16 protein-coding genes are annotated in these 16159 nt (G+C 63.7%); 11 read left to right on the forward strand and 5 right to left on the reverse strand.

Annotated elements, in window-relative coordinates:
* Nucleotides 1-2: 2 nt before the first annotated feature.
* Nucleotides 3-1445, reverse strand: coding sequence for a helix-turn-helix domain-containing protein (locus GGQ99_RS24575; RefSeq protein ID WP_108609148.1), 1443 nt, complete (start codon nucleotides 1443-1445; stop codon nucleotides 3-5).
* A 244-nt stretch (nucleotides 1446-1689) separates the two neighbouring features.
* Here GGQ99_RS24575 and aceA point away from each other — a divergent pair, with 244 nt between their 5' ends.
* The 3 genes from aceA to GGQ99_RS24590 all read left to right on the forward strand — a co-directional run bounded on the left by aceA (nucleotide 1690) and on the right by GGQ99_RS24590 (nucleotide 3992).
* Complete coding sequence (gene aceA / locus GGQ99_RS24580) at nucleotides 1690-2979, forward strand: isocitrate lyase (protein WP_018426580.1); 1290 nt, start codon at nucleotides 1690-1692, stop codon at nucleotides 2977-2979.
* 95 nt (nucleotides 2980-3074) lie between these two features.
* A complete protein-coding gene (locus GGQ99_RS24585; RefSeq protein WP_018426579.1) occupies nucleotides 3075-3317 on the forward strand; it encodes an SMc00767 family acetate metabolism repressor in 243 nt (80 codons plus the stop codon).
* Between the two features lie 234 nt (nucleotides 3318-3551).
* Nucleotides 3552-3992 carry an ANTAR domain-containing protein gene (locus tag GGQ99_RS24590; protein WP_183264579.1) on the forward strand — a complete coding sequence of 147 codons (441 nt, stop codon included), beginning with the start codon at nucleotides 3552-3554 and terminating at the stop codon, nucleotides 3990-3992.
* A gap of 3 nt (nucleotides 3993-3995) precedes the next feature.
* Here the strand turns inward: GGQ99_RS24590 and GGQ99_RS24595 are convergent, their stop codons facing one another.
* Nucleotides 3996-4697, reverse strand: coding sequence for an HAD family hydrolase (locus GGQ99_RS24595; RefSeq protein ID WP_108610030.1), 702 nt, complete (start codon nucleotides 4695-4697; stop codon nucleotides 3996-3998).
* Nucleotides 4698-4846: 149 nt separating this feature from the next.
* Between GGQ99_RS24595 and GGQ99_RS24600 the strand changes: the two genes are divergently transcribed.
* The 3 genes from GGQ99_RS24600 (at nucleotide 4847) to GGQ99_RS24610 (ending at nucleotide 8617) form a co-directional block, all read left to right on the forward strand.
* A complete protein-coding gene (locus GGQ99_RS24600; RefSeq protein ID WP_108609150.1) occupies nucleotides 4847-6280 on the forward strand; it encodes a glutamine synthetase family protein in 1434 nt (477 codons plus the stop codon).
* 123 nt (nucleotides 6281-6403) lie between these two features.
* Nucleotides 6404-7690, forward strand: coding sequence for an NAD(P)/FAD-dependent oxidoreductase (locus GGQ99_RS24605; RefSeq protein WP_183264580.1), 1287 nt, complete (start codon nucleotides 6404-6406; stop codon nucleotides 7688-7690).
* A 225-nt stretch (nucleotides 7691-7915) separates the two neighbouring features.
* Nucleotides 7916-8617 (forward strand): RNA polymerase sigma factor, encoded by a 702-nt coding sequence (locus GGQ99_RS24610; protein WP_108609153.1) that lies wholly within the window; start codon nucleotides 7916-7918, stop codon nucleotides 8615-8617.
* Here the strand turns inward: GGQ99_RS24610 and GGQ99_RS24615 are convergent.
* Nucleotides 8614-9738 carry a beta-ketoacyl-ACP synthase III gene (locus tag GGQ99_RS24615; RefSeq protein WP_183264581.1) on the reverse strand — a complete coding sequence of 375 codons (1125 nt, stop codon included), beginning with the start codon at nucleotides 9736-9738 and terminating at the stop codon, nucleotides 8614-8616. The genes GGQ99_RS24610 and GGQ99_RS24615 overlap by 4 nt on opposite strands.
* A gap of 108 nt (nucleotides 9739-9846) precedes the next feature.
* A complete protein-coding gene (locus GGQ99_RS24620; protein ID WP_183264582.1) occupies nucleotides 9847-10593 on the reverse strand; it encodes an SDR family oxidoreductase in 747 nt (248 codons plus the stop codon).
* Between the two features lie 259 nt (nucleotides 10594-10852).
* On the opposite strand from GGQ99_RS24620, the gene zwf reads away from it, so the two are divergent.
* From zwf to GGQ99_RS24645, 5 genes are all read left to right on the forward strand, one after another.
* Nucleotides 10853-12322, forward strand: coding sequence for a glucose-6-phosphate dehydrogenase (zwf, locus tag GGQ99_RS24625; RefSeq protein ID WP_108609156.1), 1470 nt, complete (start codon nucleotides 10853-10855; stop codon nucleotides 12320-12322).
* Between the two features lie 5 nt (nucleotides 12323-12327).
* A complete protein-coding gene (gene pgl, locus GGQ99_RS24630; protein ID WP_183264635.1) occupies nucleotides 12328-13029 on the forward strand; it encodes a 6-phosphogluconolactonase in 702 nt (233 codons plus the stop codon).
* Nucleotides 13030-13157: 128 nt separating this feature from the next.
* Nucleotides 13158-14981 (forward strand): phosphogluconate dehydratase, encoded by a 1824-nt coding sequence (edd, locus tag GGQ99_RS24635; RefSeq protein WP_183264583.1) that lies wholly within the window; start codon nucleotides 13158-13160, stop codon nucleotides 14979-14981.
* Between the two features lie 56 nt (nucleotides 14982-15037).
* Nucleotides 15038-15292, forward strand: coding sequence for an AbrB/MazE/SpoVT family DNA-binding domain-containing protein (locus GGQ99_RS24640; protein WP_108609159.1), 255 nt, complete (start codon nucleotides 15038-15040; stop codon nucleotides 15290-15292).
* Entirely contained in the window at nucleotides 15289-15696 is a 408-nt protein-coding gene (locus GGQ99_RS24645) for a PIN domain-containing protein (RefSeq protein ID WP_183264584.1), read from the forward strand. The genes GGQ99_RS24640 and GGQ99_RS24645 overlap by 4 nt, the downstream gene beginning before the upstream one ends.
* Nucleotides 15697-15721: 25 nt before the next feature.
* Here GGQ99_RS24645 and GGQ99_RS24650 read toward each other — a convergent pair whose 3' ends face one another.
* Nucleotides 15722-16072 (reverse strand): MliC family protein, encoded by a 351-nt coding sequence (locus GGQ99_RS24650; RefSeq protein WP_183264585.1) that lies wholly within the window; start codon nucleotides 16070-16072, stop codon nucleotides 15722-15724.
* Nucleotides 16073-16159 lie beyond the last annotated feature (87 nt).

Consider the following 16159-nt stretch of genomic DNA (forward strand, 5'->3'; position numbering starts at 1 on the left):
GCCTATTGGAAATCGAAGGCCGACAGGCCGGTCACCATCTCGTCGAGGCCGAGCGGCCTCGTGATCGGCGGCTCGGCGCGCGACAGGCATCCGGAACGTTCGCAAAGCCGGCAAGCGGGCCCGATCGGCGTCGCCGCCACGACACCCGGCTTGGCGCCGACGGCCTGGGCGGGCAAGGCCGCGCCATAGACGATCTCGTCGCGAAAGGCGATGTCGCAGCCCAGCAGGATGGCCGTGCGCCTCGGCCGCTCGCTGAAGGCGCCCTGCGGCCCTTCCAGCGTGCGGGCGACGCAGAGGAACTCGGCACCATCAGGCATCTCGACGGCTTCGACGAAGATCTGGCCGGGCTGGGTGAAGGCGGCATGGACCGGCAGTTTGGGGCACCCGCCTCCGAATCGGCTTTGCGGGAACCCTTGCGCGCCGGCCTTGCGGAAGCGGTTGCCGGCATTGTCGACCTCGAGCATGAAGAACGGCACCGACGACGTACCCTGCCGCTGAAGCATGGTCAGCCGATTGGCCGCCTGCTCGAACGACACGCCGAAACGCGAACGCAGCACATCGACATCGTAGCGGGCGCGCTGGGCGGCTGCGTGGAACGCCTGATAAGGCATCATCAGCGCGTGTGCTGCGTATCGGCCGAGTTCGAAACGGGCAAGCCGCCGTGCCTCGTCCGAGGTGAGTTTCAGCGCCTGAAGCTCGGCGGCAACCGCCACCTGCATGCGGATCAAGCTCGCTTCCATCGCGACTTCACGCAACTGGTCGAATGGTGACAGCCGCTCGGACAGGAACAGGCGCTGCGAATGGCGGTCGTAACGGCGGCGCCAGTTGGGCATGGTGGCGACCGGCAACACCTTGACGACGATGCCGTGCTCGCGCCGGAGCCAGGCCTTCAATGCGCCAAACAGATCATCGCCAGGGTCGAGCAGCGTCGTGAACGCCTCTGCTTCCTCTTCCAGCGAGGTGAAATGATTGGGCCGGCGTTCGAAGACCTCATGCACCTCGTCGATCGGCAGGCGCGCACCTGACAACGCAGTTGTGTGCCCCTCGCGTGCGAGCAATTCGGTGAGATCGGACAGGCGTTCGGCCTGCTCGCGATAGGCGCGGAACAGCTTGATGACCGCCGCCGCCGCATTGGGCGCAGCCTCGGCGATCTCCACCAGCTCCTGGTCGCCCGGCAACTCGCCAGACAACAGCGGGTCGGCGAAGACCTCGCGTAGTGCCGCGATTGAACCGCGCGCCTCGCCTTGCAACTCGTCTGGGTCGACCTTGTAGACCGAGGCGAGTTTAAGGATGAGCTGGACCGTCAGCGGCCGCTGGTTACGTTCGATGAGATTGAGATAGGACGGCGAAATGCCGAGCCCCTCGGCCATCGCCGTCTGGGTCAGCCCCTTCTGGTTGCGGATGCGCCTGATGCGCGGTCCGGCAAAGATTTTCTGCTCGGCCATCGGCTTTTACACCATTTTTACAACGAAAGTAGGGGTTTCACCCTACCCATCCTTTTACATTCTTTACAATTTTACAGTCGCTATCTGTCAAACACAATACAGGTTTTCCCTAAAGTCGTCCGCAAATTGTTGAATTTTCTGGCTGGTTTGGCGCTGGGATGTAAAACAAGTCACATAGAAATCGCCGCAAAAACCCAAGACGCGGTGGCCGCCCCTAGAACCAAGTGACCAGACGGAGTCGACAATGACCGATTTTTACAACCTCGTCCCTTCAGCCCCGGAAGGCCGTTTCGACGGCATCGAGCGCCCCTACTCGCCGGAGGACGTGAAGCGGCTGCGCGGCTCCGTCCAGATCAAGCAGACCCTGGCCGAGATGGGCGCCAATCGCCTGTGGAAGCTCATCCATGAGGAAGACTTCGTCAACGCACTCGGCGCCATGTCGGGCAACCAGGCGATGCAGCAGGTCCGCGCCGGCCTGAAGGCGATCTACCTCTCGGGCTGGCAGGTCGCTGCCGACGCCAACACCGCTTCGGCGATGTATCCCGACCAGTCGCTCTACCCGGCCAATGCCGCGCCTGAGCTGGTCAAGCGCATCAACCGCACGCTGCAGCGCGCCGACCAGATCGAGACCTCGGAAGGCAAGGGCCTGTCGGTCGACACCTGGTTCGCCCCGATCGTGGCAGACGCGGAAGCCGGCTTCGGCGGCCCGCTCAACGCATTCGAGATCATGAAGGCCTTCATCGAGGCGGGCGCTGCCGGCGTGCACTTCGAAGACCAGCTCGCTTCGGAAAAGAAGTGCGGCCATCTCGGCGGCAAGGTGCTGATCCCGACCGCTGCGCACATCCGCAACCTCAATGCGGCTCGTCTCGCCGCCGACGTGATGGGCACGTCGACGCTGATCGTCGCCCGCACCGACGCCGAAGCTGCCAAGCTGCTGACCTCCGATATCGACGAGCGCGACCAGCCCTTCGTCGACAAGGATGCCGGCCGCACCGTGGAAGGCTTCTACCAGGTGAAGAACGGCATCGAGCCCTGCATCGCCCGTGCCATCGCCTACGCTCCGTTCTGCGACCTGATCTGGATGGAAACCGGCAAGCCGGACCTCGCCCAGGCGAAAAAGTTCGCCGAAGCCGTGCACAAGGCGCATCCGGGCAAGAAGCTGGCCTACAACTGCTCGCCATCGTTCAACTGGAAGAAGAACCTCGACGACGCGACGATCGCCAAGTTCCAGCGCGAGCTGGGTGCGATGGGCTACAAGTTCCAGTTCATCACGCTGGCTGGCTTCCACCAGCTCAACTTCGGCATGTTCGAGCTGGCCCGCGGCTACAAGGACCGCCAGATGGCGGCCTATTCGGAGCTGCAGGAAGCGGAATTCGCAGCCGAAGTGAACGGCTACACCGCGACCAAGCACCAGCGCGAGGTCGGCACCGGCTACTTCGACGCCGTGTCGATGGCGATCACCGGCGGCAAGTCGTCGACGACCGCGATGCACGAGTCGACCGAACACGAACAGTTCCGTCCGGCCGCCGAATAGGCCTGACGACAGAAAAAGCCCCGGAGGCAATTGCCTCCGGGCACCTGCCAGAGGCAACGCCCAACAGGGCAAAGGCAACACCGAGGAGAACCACGATGGCACCGCGTACCCGTGTCAAGGAACGAGCCGAAGAACAGGCGACCACGATGAGCGCCGACCAGCAGGCCGTGATCCGTATCGTCGCCAACGACCTGCACCGGCTCAACCAGTCGGTCATGAAGGCAGTCGAGGCCGGCGTGTCGGTGGAATTGGTCCGCTCGGCCCGCCACCATGGCGGCAACGGAAACTGGGGTGACCTGCTGATCCCGGTCATCGTCACCCAGCAGCCGCACGGCTAAACTCACTTCCCCCTTGCCCCCCGGGTCCCGTCCGCGGCCATGCCGTGGGCGGGACTTGCTTTTAAGGTACTGCAAGCTGGTCTGTGGCGAACATGCGGGAATGCTGAAACTTACGACTAAAGTTACACCTCATTTTGAGTGTATTACTTGACACTTCTCATACATGACGCGAAACGTATGGGACCGAACGCAACCTCGCATTGAACAATCGCCCCCCAGCTGTCGGCCAAGCCAATGAAGCGAAATGACCTGAATCCGGGCCACGCCCCGGGTACGAATGCGCGCGATCACCAGATTGCCGACCTGTCGAAGGTGCTGGTCGTCAGTCGCTCGCCGATCAATCGCGTCGTGGTCGCCAAGATCGTCGAACGCTCGGGCCTCAAGACGATCTCCGAGGAGCCCGACAGCGCCCTGTCGGTGCTGCGCAGGATGGCGCCGGGCACGATCATCCTGGACGGTGGAAGCGACAACAAGGATTGCGATGCGCTGATGCCATCGATCATGTCGCTGAGGCTCGCGTCGGGCAACAAGCTGCCTTCGGTGATCCTGCTTTCCAACCGGGCAGGCACGCCTGAGAGCCTGTCGCTGCCCAGCGCCGTCGACATCGTGGTCGCCAAGCCGATCACGCCGGAGCGGCTCCAGCCCGTCGTCGAAAAGCTCATTGGCCGCGGCTGAGGCTTAGCCGAGACCTTTCAGAAGCTCCGACAGCTCACCGAGATGCGGCAGCTTGCGGAAGCGCTCCGCAGCGGTCGGCTCGTCGACATGCTCGTAGGCCCAGGTCAGGTCGTGGGGAATGTAGACGCCCCAGCTGCCGGCCTCGATGGCCGGCACAACGTCCGATTTCAACGAATTGCCGACCATCATCGCCCTGTCGGGACCATCGCCGTGGCGGGCGAAGATGCGCTCGTAGGTCGGGCGCGACTTGTCGCTGACGATCTCGACGGCGTCGAAGAAATCGCCAAGGCCCGACTGCGCCAGCTTGCGCTCCTGGTCGAACAGGTCGCCCTTGGTGATCAGCACCAGGCGGTAGCGGCCGGCGAGCGCTTCAAGCGTGTCGTGGACATGCGGCAGCGTCTCGATCGGGTGGCTCAGCATCTCGCGGCCGGCGGCAAGGATCTTTTCGATCACCGAAGCCGGCACGCGGCCCTCGGTCACCTCGATCGCTGTCTCGATCATCGACAGCGTGAAGCCCTTGATGCCGAAACCATAGGTGCCAAGATTGCGCTTCTCGGCTTCGAGCAACCGCGACATGAGCTGTTCCTGCTCGCCATGATCGGCCAGAAGTTCGGCGAAATGCCGCTCGGTCATGCGGAAGAACTGTTCGTTCTGCCACAGCGTGTCGTCGGCATCGAATCCGATGGTGGAAAGGCGGGTCGAAATGGAGGTCATGGCGATCATCTAGGTCAAGAATCGCCTGAAAACCAGCATTCTGGACCTCACAACTCGCTAGAATCGCTGATTTGCCCCCCTTTTCTTCCGTCATCAGGCCCGGCTATACTCGGTAACCTGCAACCACAACCTGGTGATTGATGCCGCCTGCAAAGAAGGAAGTCCGTCCGACCGCTCGGAGGGCTCGCGCCCGCACGCCTGCTTTCGTCAAGAACACGCGCGGTGTACGCAACTGGAAAGAAGCCTCCGAATGGCTGGAATGGCGCGGCATCGAGGACATAGAGTGCATCACGCCCGACCAGGCAGGGGTCGCCCGCGGCAAGATGATGCCGTCGAGCAAGTTCACCTCCAACACCTCGCTGGCGCTGCCTTCCGCAGTGTTCATGATGACCATTTCCGGCGGTTATCCCGAAGACGGCAACGGCTTCGAATATCCCGAAGATGACGGCGACCTGAAGCTGGTGCCCGATCTGTCGACGCTGAGTGTGGTTCCGTGGGAGGACGACCCCACCGCTCAGGTGATCTGCGACCTCGTCCACCAGGACGGGCGCCACGTCGAGTTCACGCCGCGCAACGTGCTCAAGCGCGTGCTCGCCGCCTATGAAAAGCGCGGGCTGAAGCCAGTCGTCGCACCCGAGATCGAGTTCTACCTGGTTCGCAAGAACCCCGACCCGGACTATCCGCTGACCCCGCCCGTCGGCCGCTCCGGCCGCCCCATCGGCGGCGGCGCGGGCTATTCCATCGCCGGCGTCAACGAGTTCGACGAACTGATCGACGACATCTACCATTTCTCCGAGGCCCAGGGCCTGGAGATCGACACGCTGATCCACGAGGAAGGTGCGGGCCAGCTCGAGATCAACCTGCGTCACGGCGACCCGATCGAACTTGCCGACCAGGTGTTCCTGTTCAAGCGCACGATCCGCGAAGCGGCGCTGAAGCACGATACCTACGCCACCTTCATGGCCAAGCCGATCCAGGGCCAGCCGGGTTCGGCGATGCATATCCACCAGTCGATCATCGACAAGAAGACCGGGAAGAACATCTTTTCCGCCGAGGACGGCTCGGAGACCGAGGATTTCTTCCACTTCATCGGCGGCATGCAGAAGCATGTGCCCAATGCGCTGGTGATGTTTGCGCCTTACGTCAACTCGTACCGTCGGCTGACGCAGGCGGCTTCCGCCCCGGTCAACAACAAATGGGGCTACGACAACCGTACCACCGCCTTCCGCGTGCCGCGTTCCGACCCTGGCGGGCGGCGCGTCGAAAACCGCATCCCGTCTTCGGACGCCAACCCCTACCTGGCGCTCGCCGCATCGCTGGCCTGCGGGTTGATCGGACTGACCAACAAGCTGCCGTCCGAAGCGCCGGTGCTGACGACCGCCAACGAGGACGAGATCGACCTGCCGCGCGGCCTGCTCGAAGCTGTCGACCTGTTCGAGGCCGACGAGGAACTGACCTCGCTCCTGGGACGGTCGTTCGCCACCACCTATGCGGCGATCAAGCGGGCCGAGTTCGAGACCTTCATGGAAGTGATCAGTCCGTGGGAGCGGGAGTATTTGTTGCTGAACGTGTGAGTGAGGGAGCGAGTAGGGAATAGCGAGTAGCGAACGAGATTTTTCCGCCCCGCTACTCACTACTCACTACTCGCTACTCGCTATTCGCTATTCGCTTCCCCCGCCCGGAGTCCCCTCCGCACCATGCCCTACCTCTCCCCCATCTCGCCCGGCCTTTCCTGGTACGAAGACACCGCCGGCCCGCGGCCCGAGTACCCTGCCCTCGACGGCGACAAGCAGGCCGACGTCGTCATCATCGGCGGCGGTTTCACCGGGCTTTCGGCAGCGGCGCATCTTGCCAAGGCAGGCACCAATGTCGTGCTGATCGAGGCGCATCGCTTCGGCGACGGTGCATCGGGGCGCAATGGTGGCCAGCTCGGCACCGGCCAGCGTGCCTGGGCGGAGGAACTGGAGGGCGAATACGGCTTCACCCGCGCCAAGGCGCTGTTCGACCTCGCGGAAGACGCCAAGGCGCATCTGCTGGAATTCTCGGCCACCAACGACATCGACATCGACTACATGCCCGGGCAGATGTCGGTGGCGCACAAACCGCGCTACGTCGACGACTACAAGGCCCATGCCGAGATCATGGCGAACCGCTTCAACTATCCGCACATCACCTTCATGGACGCGCGGGAAACGGCGGAGCGGCTGGGTTCGACGCATTACTACGGCGGCACGCGCGACACAGGCACGGGCCACATCCACCCGCTCAAGCTGGTGATCGGCACCGCAAGGGTCGCGGCGGCAGCCGGCGCACAGCTGTTCGAGAAGACGCAATCGACCGGCATCACCTCGCAAGGCGGCAAGGTGCGCGTGACGACGGAGCGCGGCACCATCACGGCGCAGAAATGCCTGATCGCGGTCAACGCCTATGGCGGCAAGCTGGAGCCGATCAGCGCCTCGCATATCATGCCGATCGGCTCGTTCATCGGCGCGACCGTACCGCTAGGCGCGGACTCAAAGGTGATCCCCGGCGGCGAGTCTGTCGACGATTCACGCTTCGTGGTGCGCTATTTCCGCAAGTCCAGGGATGGCAGGCTGCTGTTCGGCGGGCGAGAGATCTACGCCGTCAACGACCCCAAGGACATCCACATCCACATCCGCAAGCAGATCGCCGAGATCTATCCTGCGCTGAAGGATGTCGAGATCACCCATGGCTGGGGCGGCTATGTCGGCATCACTGTGCCGCGCAAGCCCTTCGTGCGCGAGGTGATGCCCAACGTTATCTCCGTCGGCGGCTATTCCGGCCACGGCGTGATGCTGTCCAACTTCTTCGGCAAGCTTTACGCCGAGACCGTCGCCGGCAACCGCGACCGGCTCAAGCTGATCGAGGACCTGAAGATACCGCCCTTCCCCGGCGGCCGGCGCTTCCGCGCGCCGCTGCTGTTTCTGGCGCTCAACTGGTTCGCGCTGAGGGACAGGATCTAGCCCGGCAAAACGCACATCCCGCGCCAGGACCGCCCTTGCCCGGGAACCTTTTCCGACAGGCCGCATCCAATGGTTCGGAAGCCGCTGCATGGCGCAGGGGCTACCAACAGGGTATTGTCAGGTGCCGCATGCAAACGCCAGCATGTTGGGGCGGATCGTCGTCTGCGTGCCGCCTGCACAAGTTGCAGCGATGGCAGCGCCGGACCGAAAAATGGAGGCGACAACATGCACCTGGCAATCTTGCGGCAACAGGTCGATCTCGACGGACACCGCGACGAGGAACTGGTGGCACTCGCGCGCCAAGGCGGCGAAAATGCCATCCGCGCGCTCATCAAGCGCAACAACCAGCGGCTCTTCCGCGTCGCCCGAACCGTCACCCGCGACGACGCGGAGGCCGAGGACGTGGTGCAAGAAACCTACGTCAAGGCCTTCACCAGGCTCGACAGCTTCAAGGGCGACGCGCTGTTTTCGACATGGCTCACGCGGATCGCGCTCAACGAAGCGCTCACCCGCATCCGCAAGCGACGGCCGGTCGCCGAGTTGGAGGAACTGGATGTCGCTGCCGCAGCCAACGGAGGCCAGGTAATCATGTTTCCGACATCGCTGACCCCGCCTGGCGCCGACGCCGAACTGGCTCGCGGGCAAGCGCGCGAACTGCTCGAACAGGCAATCGACGAATTGCCGGAGATCTTCCGCCTCGTCTTCATCCTGCGCGATGTCGAGGAAATGAGCATCGAAGAGACGGCAGCCCAGCTCTCGATCAAGCCGGAAACCGTCAAGACGCGCCTGTTTCGGGCGCGCCGTCTGATGCGGACAGCTATCGAAAGAAGGCTCTCGACGGGCTTTGCCGAATTGTTCCCGTTCAATGGCTGGCGCTGCGAACGCATGGCCGACCGGGTGGTCGAGCGGCTTCGCGGAGAAGCCTAGATCTTCCTGACGATGACGCTGCCGGCAGAATAGCCGGCACCGAACGAGCAGATCACGCCGAGGCTGCCCGACGGCAGGTCGTCGGAGAATTTCGAAAACGCGATGATCGAGCCGGCCGAGGAGGTGTTGGCGTAGTCCTGCAGCACGTTGGGCTGCTCCTCACGGCTCGGCTCGCGGCCCAGCACCTTCGAGCCGATCAGGTCGTTCATTCCCTTGTTGGCCTGGTGCAGCCACAGCCGCGACAGGTTTTGAGGATCGATACCCTGGTCGGCGAGGTGGCCCAGCATCAGTTCGGCCACCATCGGCACCACCTGCTTGAAAACCTTGCGGCCCTCCTGATGGAACTGCATGTCGCGGCGGTCGGCCATGTGGCCTTCGCGTGTGCGGCGCAGGAAACCGTTGTTGTTGCGGATGTTGTTGGAAAACTCGGTCAGGCAGCGGGTGGCCAGCACCTCATAGGCGTTGTCCGTCTTCACATCGTCGGCGCGCTGGAGCACGACTGCGGTGCAGACATCGCCGAAGATGAAATGGCAGTCGCGGTCGCGCCATTCCTGGTGGCCGGAGGTGATCTCCGGATTGACCATCAGGATGGCGCGGGCCGAGCCGGTGCGGATCATGTCGGCGGCAAGTTGGATGCCGAAGGTCGCCGAGGAACAGGCGACGTTCATGTCGAAGGCAAAGCCCTTGATGCCGAGCGCCTGCTGCACCTCGATGGCAATCGCCGGATAAGCACGCTCGTGGTTGGAAGCAGCGCAGATGACGGCGTCGATATCGGCAGCGGTGAGCCCGGCCTTCTTCATCGCCTTGTCGGCCGCCTTGACCGAAATCTCGGCCATCAACGACAGCTCGTCTTCGGCGCGCTCGGGCAGCACCGGATGCATGATGCCGGGATCGAGGATGCCGAACTTCGAGACGACGTGGCGGCGCTCGATGCCGGATGCCTTGACGATGAACTCTTCCGACGACATCGCCATCGGCTCACGCTCGCCGGCCTCGATGGCGTCGGCATGGAGCCTGTTCTGGCGGTGGGCATATTCGTTGTAGGAGGCCACCAACTCGGCGTTGGTGATGACTTCCTCCGGCGTGAAGATGCCGGTACCGCTAATCGCAACCCTGTGCATGGCGTTTCCTGCTGGTTTTCAACCATTGGAATAGGGTTCCGACGTCGCCGGTCAAGCTTTGCGGGCCCCATTTCAGGCCGAGATGCGGTTACCTCGCGGCAGAAACGCTCAAATGCAGCGCCCGCCGTCGACTTCCATCGCCACGCCGGTAATCAGCGATGCCTCGTCGGAAACGAGGAACAGCGCGGCGTTGGCGATGTCGAGCGGCGTCGAGAAGCGGCCGAGCGGGATCGAAGCTTTGAACTTTTCGCGAATCTCCGGTGTGTCCTTGCCCATGAATTTTTCCAGCATTCCGGTTTCGCCGGCAACCGGGCAGAGGCAATTGACGCGGATGTTCCTGGGCGCCAGTTCGACCGCCATCGACTTGGTGGCGGTGATCGCCCAGCCCTTCGACGCATTGTACCAGGTCAGCCCCGGGCGCGGCCTGAGCCCTGCCGTCGAGGCCGTGTTGAGGATCGCGCCGCCGCCCTGGCGCTCCATGATCGGCACGATGGCGCGGGCGGAATGATAGATCGCCTTCATGTTGACGGCGGTGATGAGGTCGAAGACGTCTTCCTCGACATCGACGAGGTCGCCGTTGCGATGGGTGTAGCCGGCATTGTTGACCATGATGTCGATGCGACCGAAGGCGCTCTTGGTGGCATAGACCAGTTCGTCGAATTCGGAGCGTTGCGACACGTCGGTGGTGACTGCAATCGCATCATTGCCGATTTCGGCCGCGACGCGCTCGGCTTCCCTCGCATTCAGGTCGGCGACGACCACTTTCGCGCCCTCCTCGGCAAAACGCCTCGCCATGCCCTCGCCGAAGCCGGCTGCCGCACCTGTTATGATCGCTACCTTGTCCTTGAGTCGCATCGTCCTGCCGCCCCGTCGATTTTCTGCATGTCCGGTCTAGCGGTCGTCACAGTTCATCGCAATGCTGGGCGCGAGGTAGTGCGCCCGATGCACCGACGCCAGCGGCTTATTCTTGGAAACGGGAGCGCCGAAGCCCTATGCTCGGTGGACATGATCGCAGCATCGAAAACGAAACTGTGACACCGAGGCACTGGCGTTTTTAAATCGATTAGCATATATCGGTCGGCGACATCACGGCCGTCCTGGAAACGGATAGAACATGACAAGCCAGATCATCCCCGTCGATCCTTTCGACTTCATCATTTTCGGGGGCACCGGCGATTTGTCGGAGCGCAAGCTGCTGCCGGCGCTCTATCACCGCCAGCGCGACCACCAGTTTTCCGAGCCGACGCGCATCATCGGGGCGTCGCGCACCAAGATGGACGACAAGGAATTCCGGGCCTTCGCCAAGAAGGCGATCTCCGATCACGTCAAGCCGGAATACATCGAAGAGGCCGAGCTCAAGACCTTCCTCGACCGGCTCAGCTACGTCACCGTCGACGCCAAGTCCGGCGACGGCTTTGCCGAGTTGAAGAAGTCGGTCGGCGACAGCAAGCGCATCCGCGTCTTCTACCTCGCCGTGGCACCGAGCCTGTTCGGCGACATTTCCGACCACCTCAAGGCGCACAAGCTGGTTACGGCCGACTCGCGCATCGTCGTCGAGAAGCCGATCGGCCGCGATCTGGAGTCAGCCAAGGCGCTGAACGACATCATCGGCGACGATTTCGGCGAGCACCAGATCTTCCGCATCGACCACTATCTCGGCAAGGAGACGGTGCAGAACCTGATGGCGCTGCGCTTTGCCAACGCGCTCTACGAGCCACTGTGGAACTCCGCCCATATCGACCATGTGCAGATCACGGTGGCCGAGACCGTCGGCCTGGAAGACCGCGTCACCTACTACGACAAGGCAGGCGCGCTGCGCGACATGGTGCAGAACCACATACTGCAGCTGCTTTGCCTCGTCGCCATGGAAGCGCCCGCCTCGATGGACGCGAATGCGGTTCGCGACGAAAAGTTGAAGGTTCTCAACGCGCTGAAGCGGGTCAACGGCAATGAGGCGCCCAAGCAAACGGTGCGCGGCCAGTACCGCGCCGGCGCTTCCGCCGGCGGCCCGGTGAAAGGCTACATCGAGGAACTCGGCGCCGACAGCACCACCGAGACCTTTGTCGCGATCAAGGCCGAGATCGCCAACTGGCGCTGGGCCGGGGTGCCGTTCTACCTGCGCACCGGCAAGCGGCTGGCATCGCGCGTCTCCGAAATCGTCATCGAGTTCAAGCCGATCCCGCATTCGATCTTCGGCGAAAGTGCCGGGCCGATCTTCAACAACCAGTTGGTCATCCGCCTGCAGCCGGACGAAGGCGTCAAGCAGTTCATCATGATCAAGGATCCCGGTCCGGGCGGCATGCGCCTGCGCCAGATCCCGCTCGACATGAGCTTTGCCCAGTCGTTCGACGGGCGCGCGCCTGATGCCTATGAACGCCTGATCATGGACGTGGTGCGCGGCAACCAGACGCTGTTCATGCGCCGCGACGAGGTCGAGGCGGCGTGGAAATGGATCGACCCGATCCAGCACGCCTGGGAAGGCAGCCGCCAGGAAGCCCAGGGCTACACCGCCGGCACCTGGGGCCCGTCTGCGTCGATCGCGCTGATCGAACGCGACGGCCGCACCTGGCACGAGAGCAATTGAGCGCCATGGCTGGCATTGCGCCCCACTGGAACGAGTTTGCCACGCGGGAAGAGCTGGCGGCTTCGCTGGCAAGCGCTGTGGCCGACGCGTTGCGGGCTGCGATCGGGCGCCGCGGAGAAGCGTTCCTGGCCGTTTCAGGCGGCTCGACGCCTGGCCGCTTCTTTGCCGCACTGTCGAAGGAAGCGCTCGACTGGAGCAAGGTAACCGTGACGCTCGTCGACGAGCGCTTCGTGCCCGAGAGTTCGCCGCGTTCGAATGCGGCACTGGCCAAGGCCAGCCTGCTTCAGAACGAGGCTTCGGCAGCACGCTTCGCACCGCTGTTCCATGAGGCATCAACGGTCGAAACGAGCGCCGATCTTGCGGATGCGGAAATCCGCACCCTGCCCTGGCCGCTCGATGCGACGATTTTGGGCATGGGCGGCGACGGCCACACGGCTTCGTTCTTCCCGGATGCGGACGGGCTCGACGCCCTGCTCGATACGGCATCGGCGCGCATCGTCATGCCGGTTCATGCCGACAGCGCCGGCGAACCCCGGCTGACGCTGACGCTGCCCGCGCTGGTCGGGGCCGGGCTTGTCGTCGTCCACATCGAAGGTGCGGAAAAGCGCAACGTCATCGAGGCGGCGCTCGCGTCGGAACCGGCCTTGCCGATCCGCACCGTGCTCGACCGGGGGCCCCGCGCCGCCGAGATCTACTGGGCGCCCTGAGACGGGCGCTCGCGTCACCGGCGTCCGAATAGCGCCGTGGCGCGTTGAACAAGGCATGCCCCCTCACGGACCATGCCGCAGGCCCGAAGCTCCCCCGGTTCGGGCACCGAGTTGAAAGGACTGAGGTCATGACCGCCAGGAACGACATCCAAGCCATCACCGAACGCATCCGCGAGCGCTCGCGGGTCAGCCGCGAGATTTACCTCGGCCGCGTTGATGACGCCGCCGGCAAGACTGCCAACCGAGGCGTGCTCTCCTGCGGCAACCTCGCCCATGGCTTTGCCGTGTGCAGCCCTTCGGAAAAGGTGGCGCTGGGCGGCGACAAGGTCGCCAATATCGGCATCATCACCTCCTACAACGACATGCTGTCGGCGCATCAGCCGTTCGAGACCTATCCGCAGCTGATCAAGGATGCTGCGCGCGAAGCCGGCGGCATCGCCCAGGTGGCAGGCGGCGTGCCGGCGATGTGCGACGGCGTCACGCAAGGCCAGCCCGGCATGGAGCTGTCGCTGTTCTCGCGCGACGTGATCGCCATGTCGGCGGCCATCGGCCTCAGCCACAACATGTTCGATGCAGCCGTCTACCTCGGCGTCTGCGACAAGATCGTGCCGGGTCTGGTGATCGCAGCACTGACCTTCGGCCACCTGCCGGCGATCTTCGTGCCCGCGGGACCGATGACTTCGGGCCTGCCCAATGACGAGAAGGCCAAGATCCGCCAGCTCTACGCCGAGGGCAAGGTCGGCCGCGCAGAACTGCTCGAAGCGGAATCGAAGTCCTATCACGGCCCGGGCACCTGCACCTTCTACGGCACCGCCAATTCCAACCAGATGCTGATGGAAATCATGGGCCTGCACACTCCGGGCGCCTCCTTCGTCAATCCGGGCACGCCGCTGCGCGATGCGCTGACGCGCGAGGCCGCCAAGCGCGCGCTGGCGATCACCGCGCTCGGCAACGAATACATCCCAGCTGGGCGCATGATAGACGAGCGCTCAGTGGTCAACGGCGTCGTCGGCCTGCATGCCACGGGCGGGTCGACCAACCACACCATCCACCTGATCGCCATGGCGGCGGCCGCCGGCATCCGCCTGACCTGGCAGGATATTTCCGACCTGTCGGATGCCGTGCCGCTGCTTGCCCGCGTCTACCCGAACGGGCTTTCCGACGTGAACCATTTCCAGGCAGCTGGCGGCATGGGCTTCCTGATCCGCGAACTGCTCGACGCGGGACTGCTGCACGAGGATGTGCAGACAGTGTGGGGCGAAGGACTGCGGCCATATGCGGTCGAAGCCCAGCTCGGTGCCGACGGCTCCGTCGTGCGCGAACCCGCCCCCAAGCAAAGCGGCGACGAAAAGGTGCTGGCACCGGCATCCAAGGCGTTCCAGCCGAGCGGCGGCCTCAAGGTGCTCGGCGGCAATCTCGGCCATGCCATCATCAAGACTTCCGCCGTGAAGCCCGAGCGTCGCATCATCGAAGCACCGGCATTGGTGTTCGACAGCCAGCAGGGCCTCAACGACGCCTTCAAGGCCGGACTGCTCGACCGCGACTTCGTTGCCGTCATCCGCTTCCAGGGCCCCAAGGCCAACGGCATGCCGGAACTGCACAAGCTGACCACGGTGCTGGGCATCCTGCAGGATCGGGGCCACAAGGTTGCGCTCGTCACCGACGGCCGCATGTCGGGCGCCTCGGGCAAGGTGCCGGCGGCGATCCACGTCACGCCGGAAGCGCTAGAGGGCGGTCCGATCGGCCGCGTCCATGATGGCGACATCGTCCGGCTCGACGCCGAGATCGGCACGCTTGAAGTGCTGGTGCCGGCCGGGGATCTTGCGCTGCGCCCAGCCCCGGTCTGCGACCTCTCGGGCAACGAACATGGCATGGGCCGCGAGCTGTTCGCCGGCTTCCGCCAGATGGCCGGCCGCGCCGACCATGGCGCGAGCGCGTTCGGGACGGCGTGACCTCAGCTTGAAAGTAAGGCAGTTCTGCCTTACTTTCTGGGATCAGGAGCCATGCCATGCAAACGCTGACGGTAACGTCGAAGGGCCAGATCACGGTGAAGAAAGAGGTGCTGAGGCACCTCGGTGTCAAACCAGGCGACAAGATCCTTCTGGATCTGGCCCCTGACGGCAACGTCGTGCTCAAGGCAGCGCCGCACGAACGACACGGGATCGAAGCCATATTTGGCATCTTTCATGATCCCGGCCGCGCACCGGTTTCCGTTGAGGACATGAACAAGGTCATAGCAGACGCCTGGGCCGGCAAGCGGTGAAGGTCGCTGTCGATACCAATGTTCTCGCTCGCGCGATGCTGGCGGACGACCCTGGCCAAGCCGAGGTCGCCCAGGCCTTGCTCGCGGAAGCGGACCTAATCGTCATTCCCCTGGTCACTCTCTGCGAGCTGGTCTGGGTTCTCAGCAGCCTCGGGATAGAGCGAAAAGCGATAGCGCGAGGGATCGAAGACACGCTTAGTTCACGGCATGTCGTCGTCGATCACGCCGCAGTGGCTGCCGGCCTTGCTCACTTGCGGGCTGGCGGTGACTTCGCGGATGCAGCCATGGCTTACGAGGGCTACAAAGCTGGCGCCGAGCAGTTCGCGACATTCGACAGGAAAGCCGCTCGGCTGTTGGCCGCCGAAGGCAAGCCGGTGACCCTGCTCAAAAGCCGGGCGGAATAGCTCTGCAGCGCCCCGACCTTCAGCGCTACTTCTCCGCCGTGCAGGAGAAGACCGGCGGAGCGTCCTCGCCCTTGGTCAGGTCGTAGAGGTCGGCGCTATTACCCTTGGTCCACCAGACATATTGCTGGCCAGCGTATTTGGCGCCGCTGCCGCTCAGGACCGTGACAGCCACGACGATCTCGTCGCCCATCGTGAGTACAGCGAGGGAGTTGCTGCCGGCATTGATGTACTCAGCCTTCACGTCGCGGTCGCCACACTTGTAGCTGGCCGTCTGTCGGTCGACCGCAGCATTGCCGGGCAACTCGAAAGTGACGGTGGTTGCCGAGGCCGTATCTGCGACTGATGTCAGCACGAGTGCCGCCAGGAACAAACGCATTTCGACCTCCGTTGCCTTCGCTTTTGCGGGAACGATAGCACGGCGAAAAGGCCTGCCGAAGCCAAAGCTCCAACAGGCCTTTCTCGC

It is taken from the genome of Aminobacter niigataensis (genome assembly GCF_014200015.1).
GTDB classification, from domain to species: domain Bacteria; phylum Pseudomonadota; class Alphaproteobacteria; order Rhizobiales; family Rhizobiaceae; genus Aminobacter; species Aminobacter niigataensis.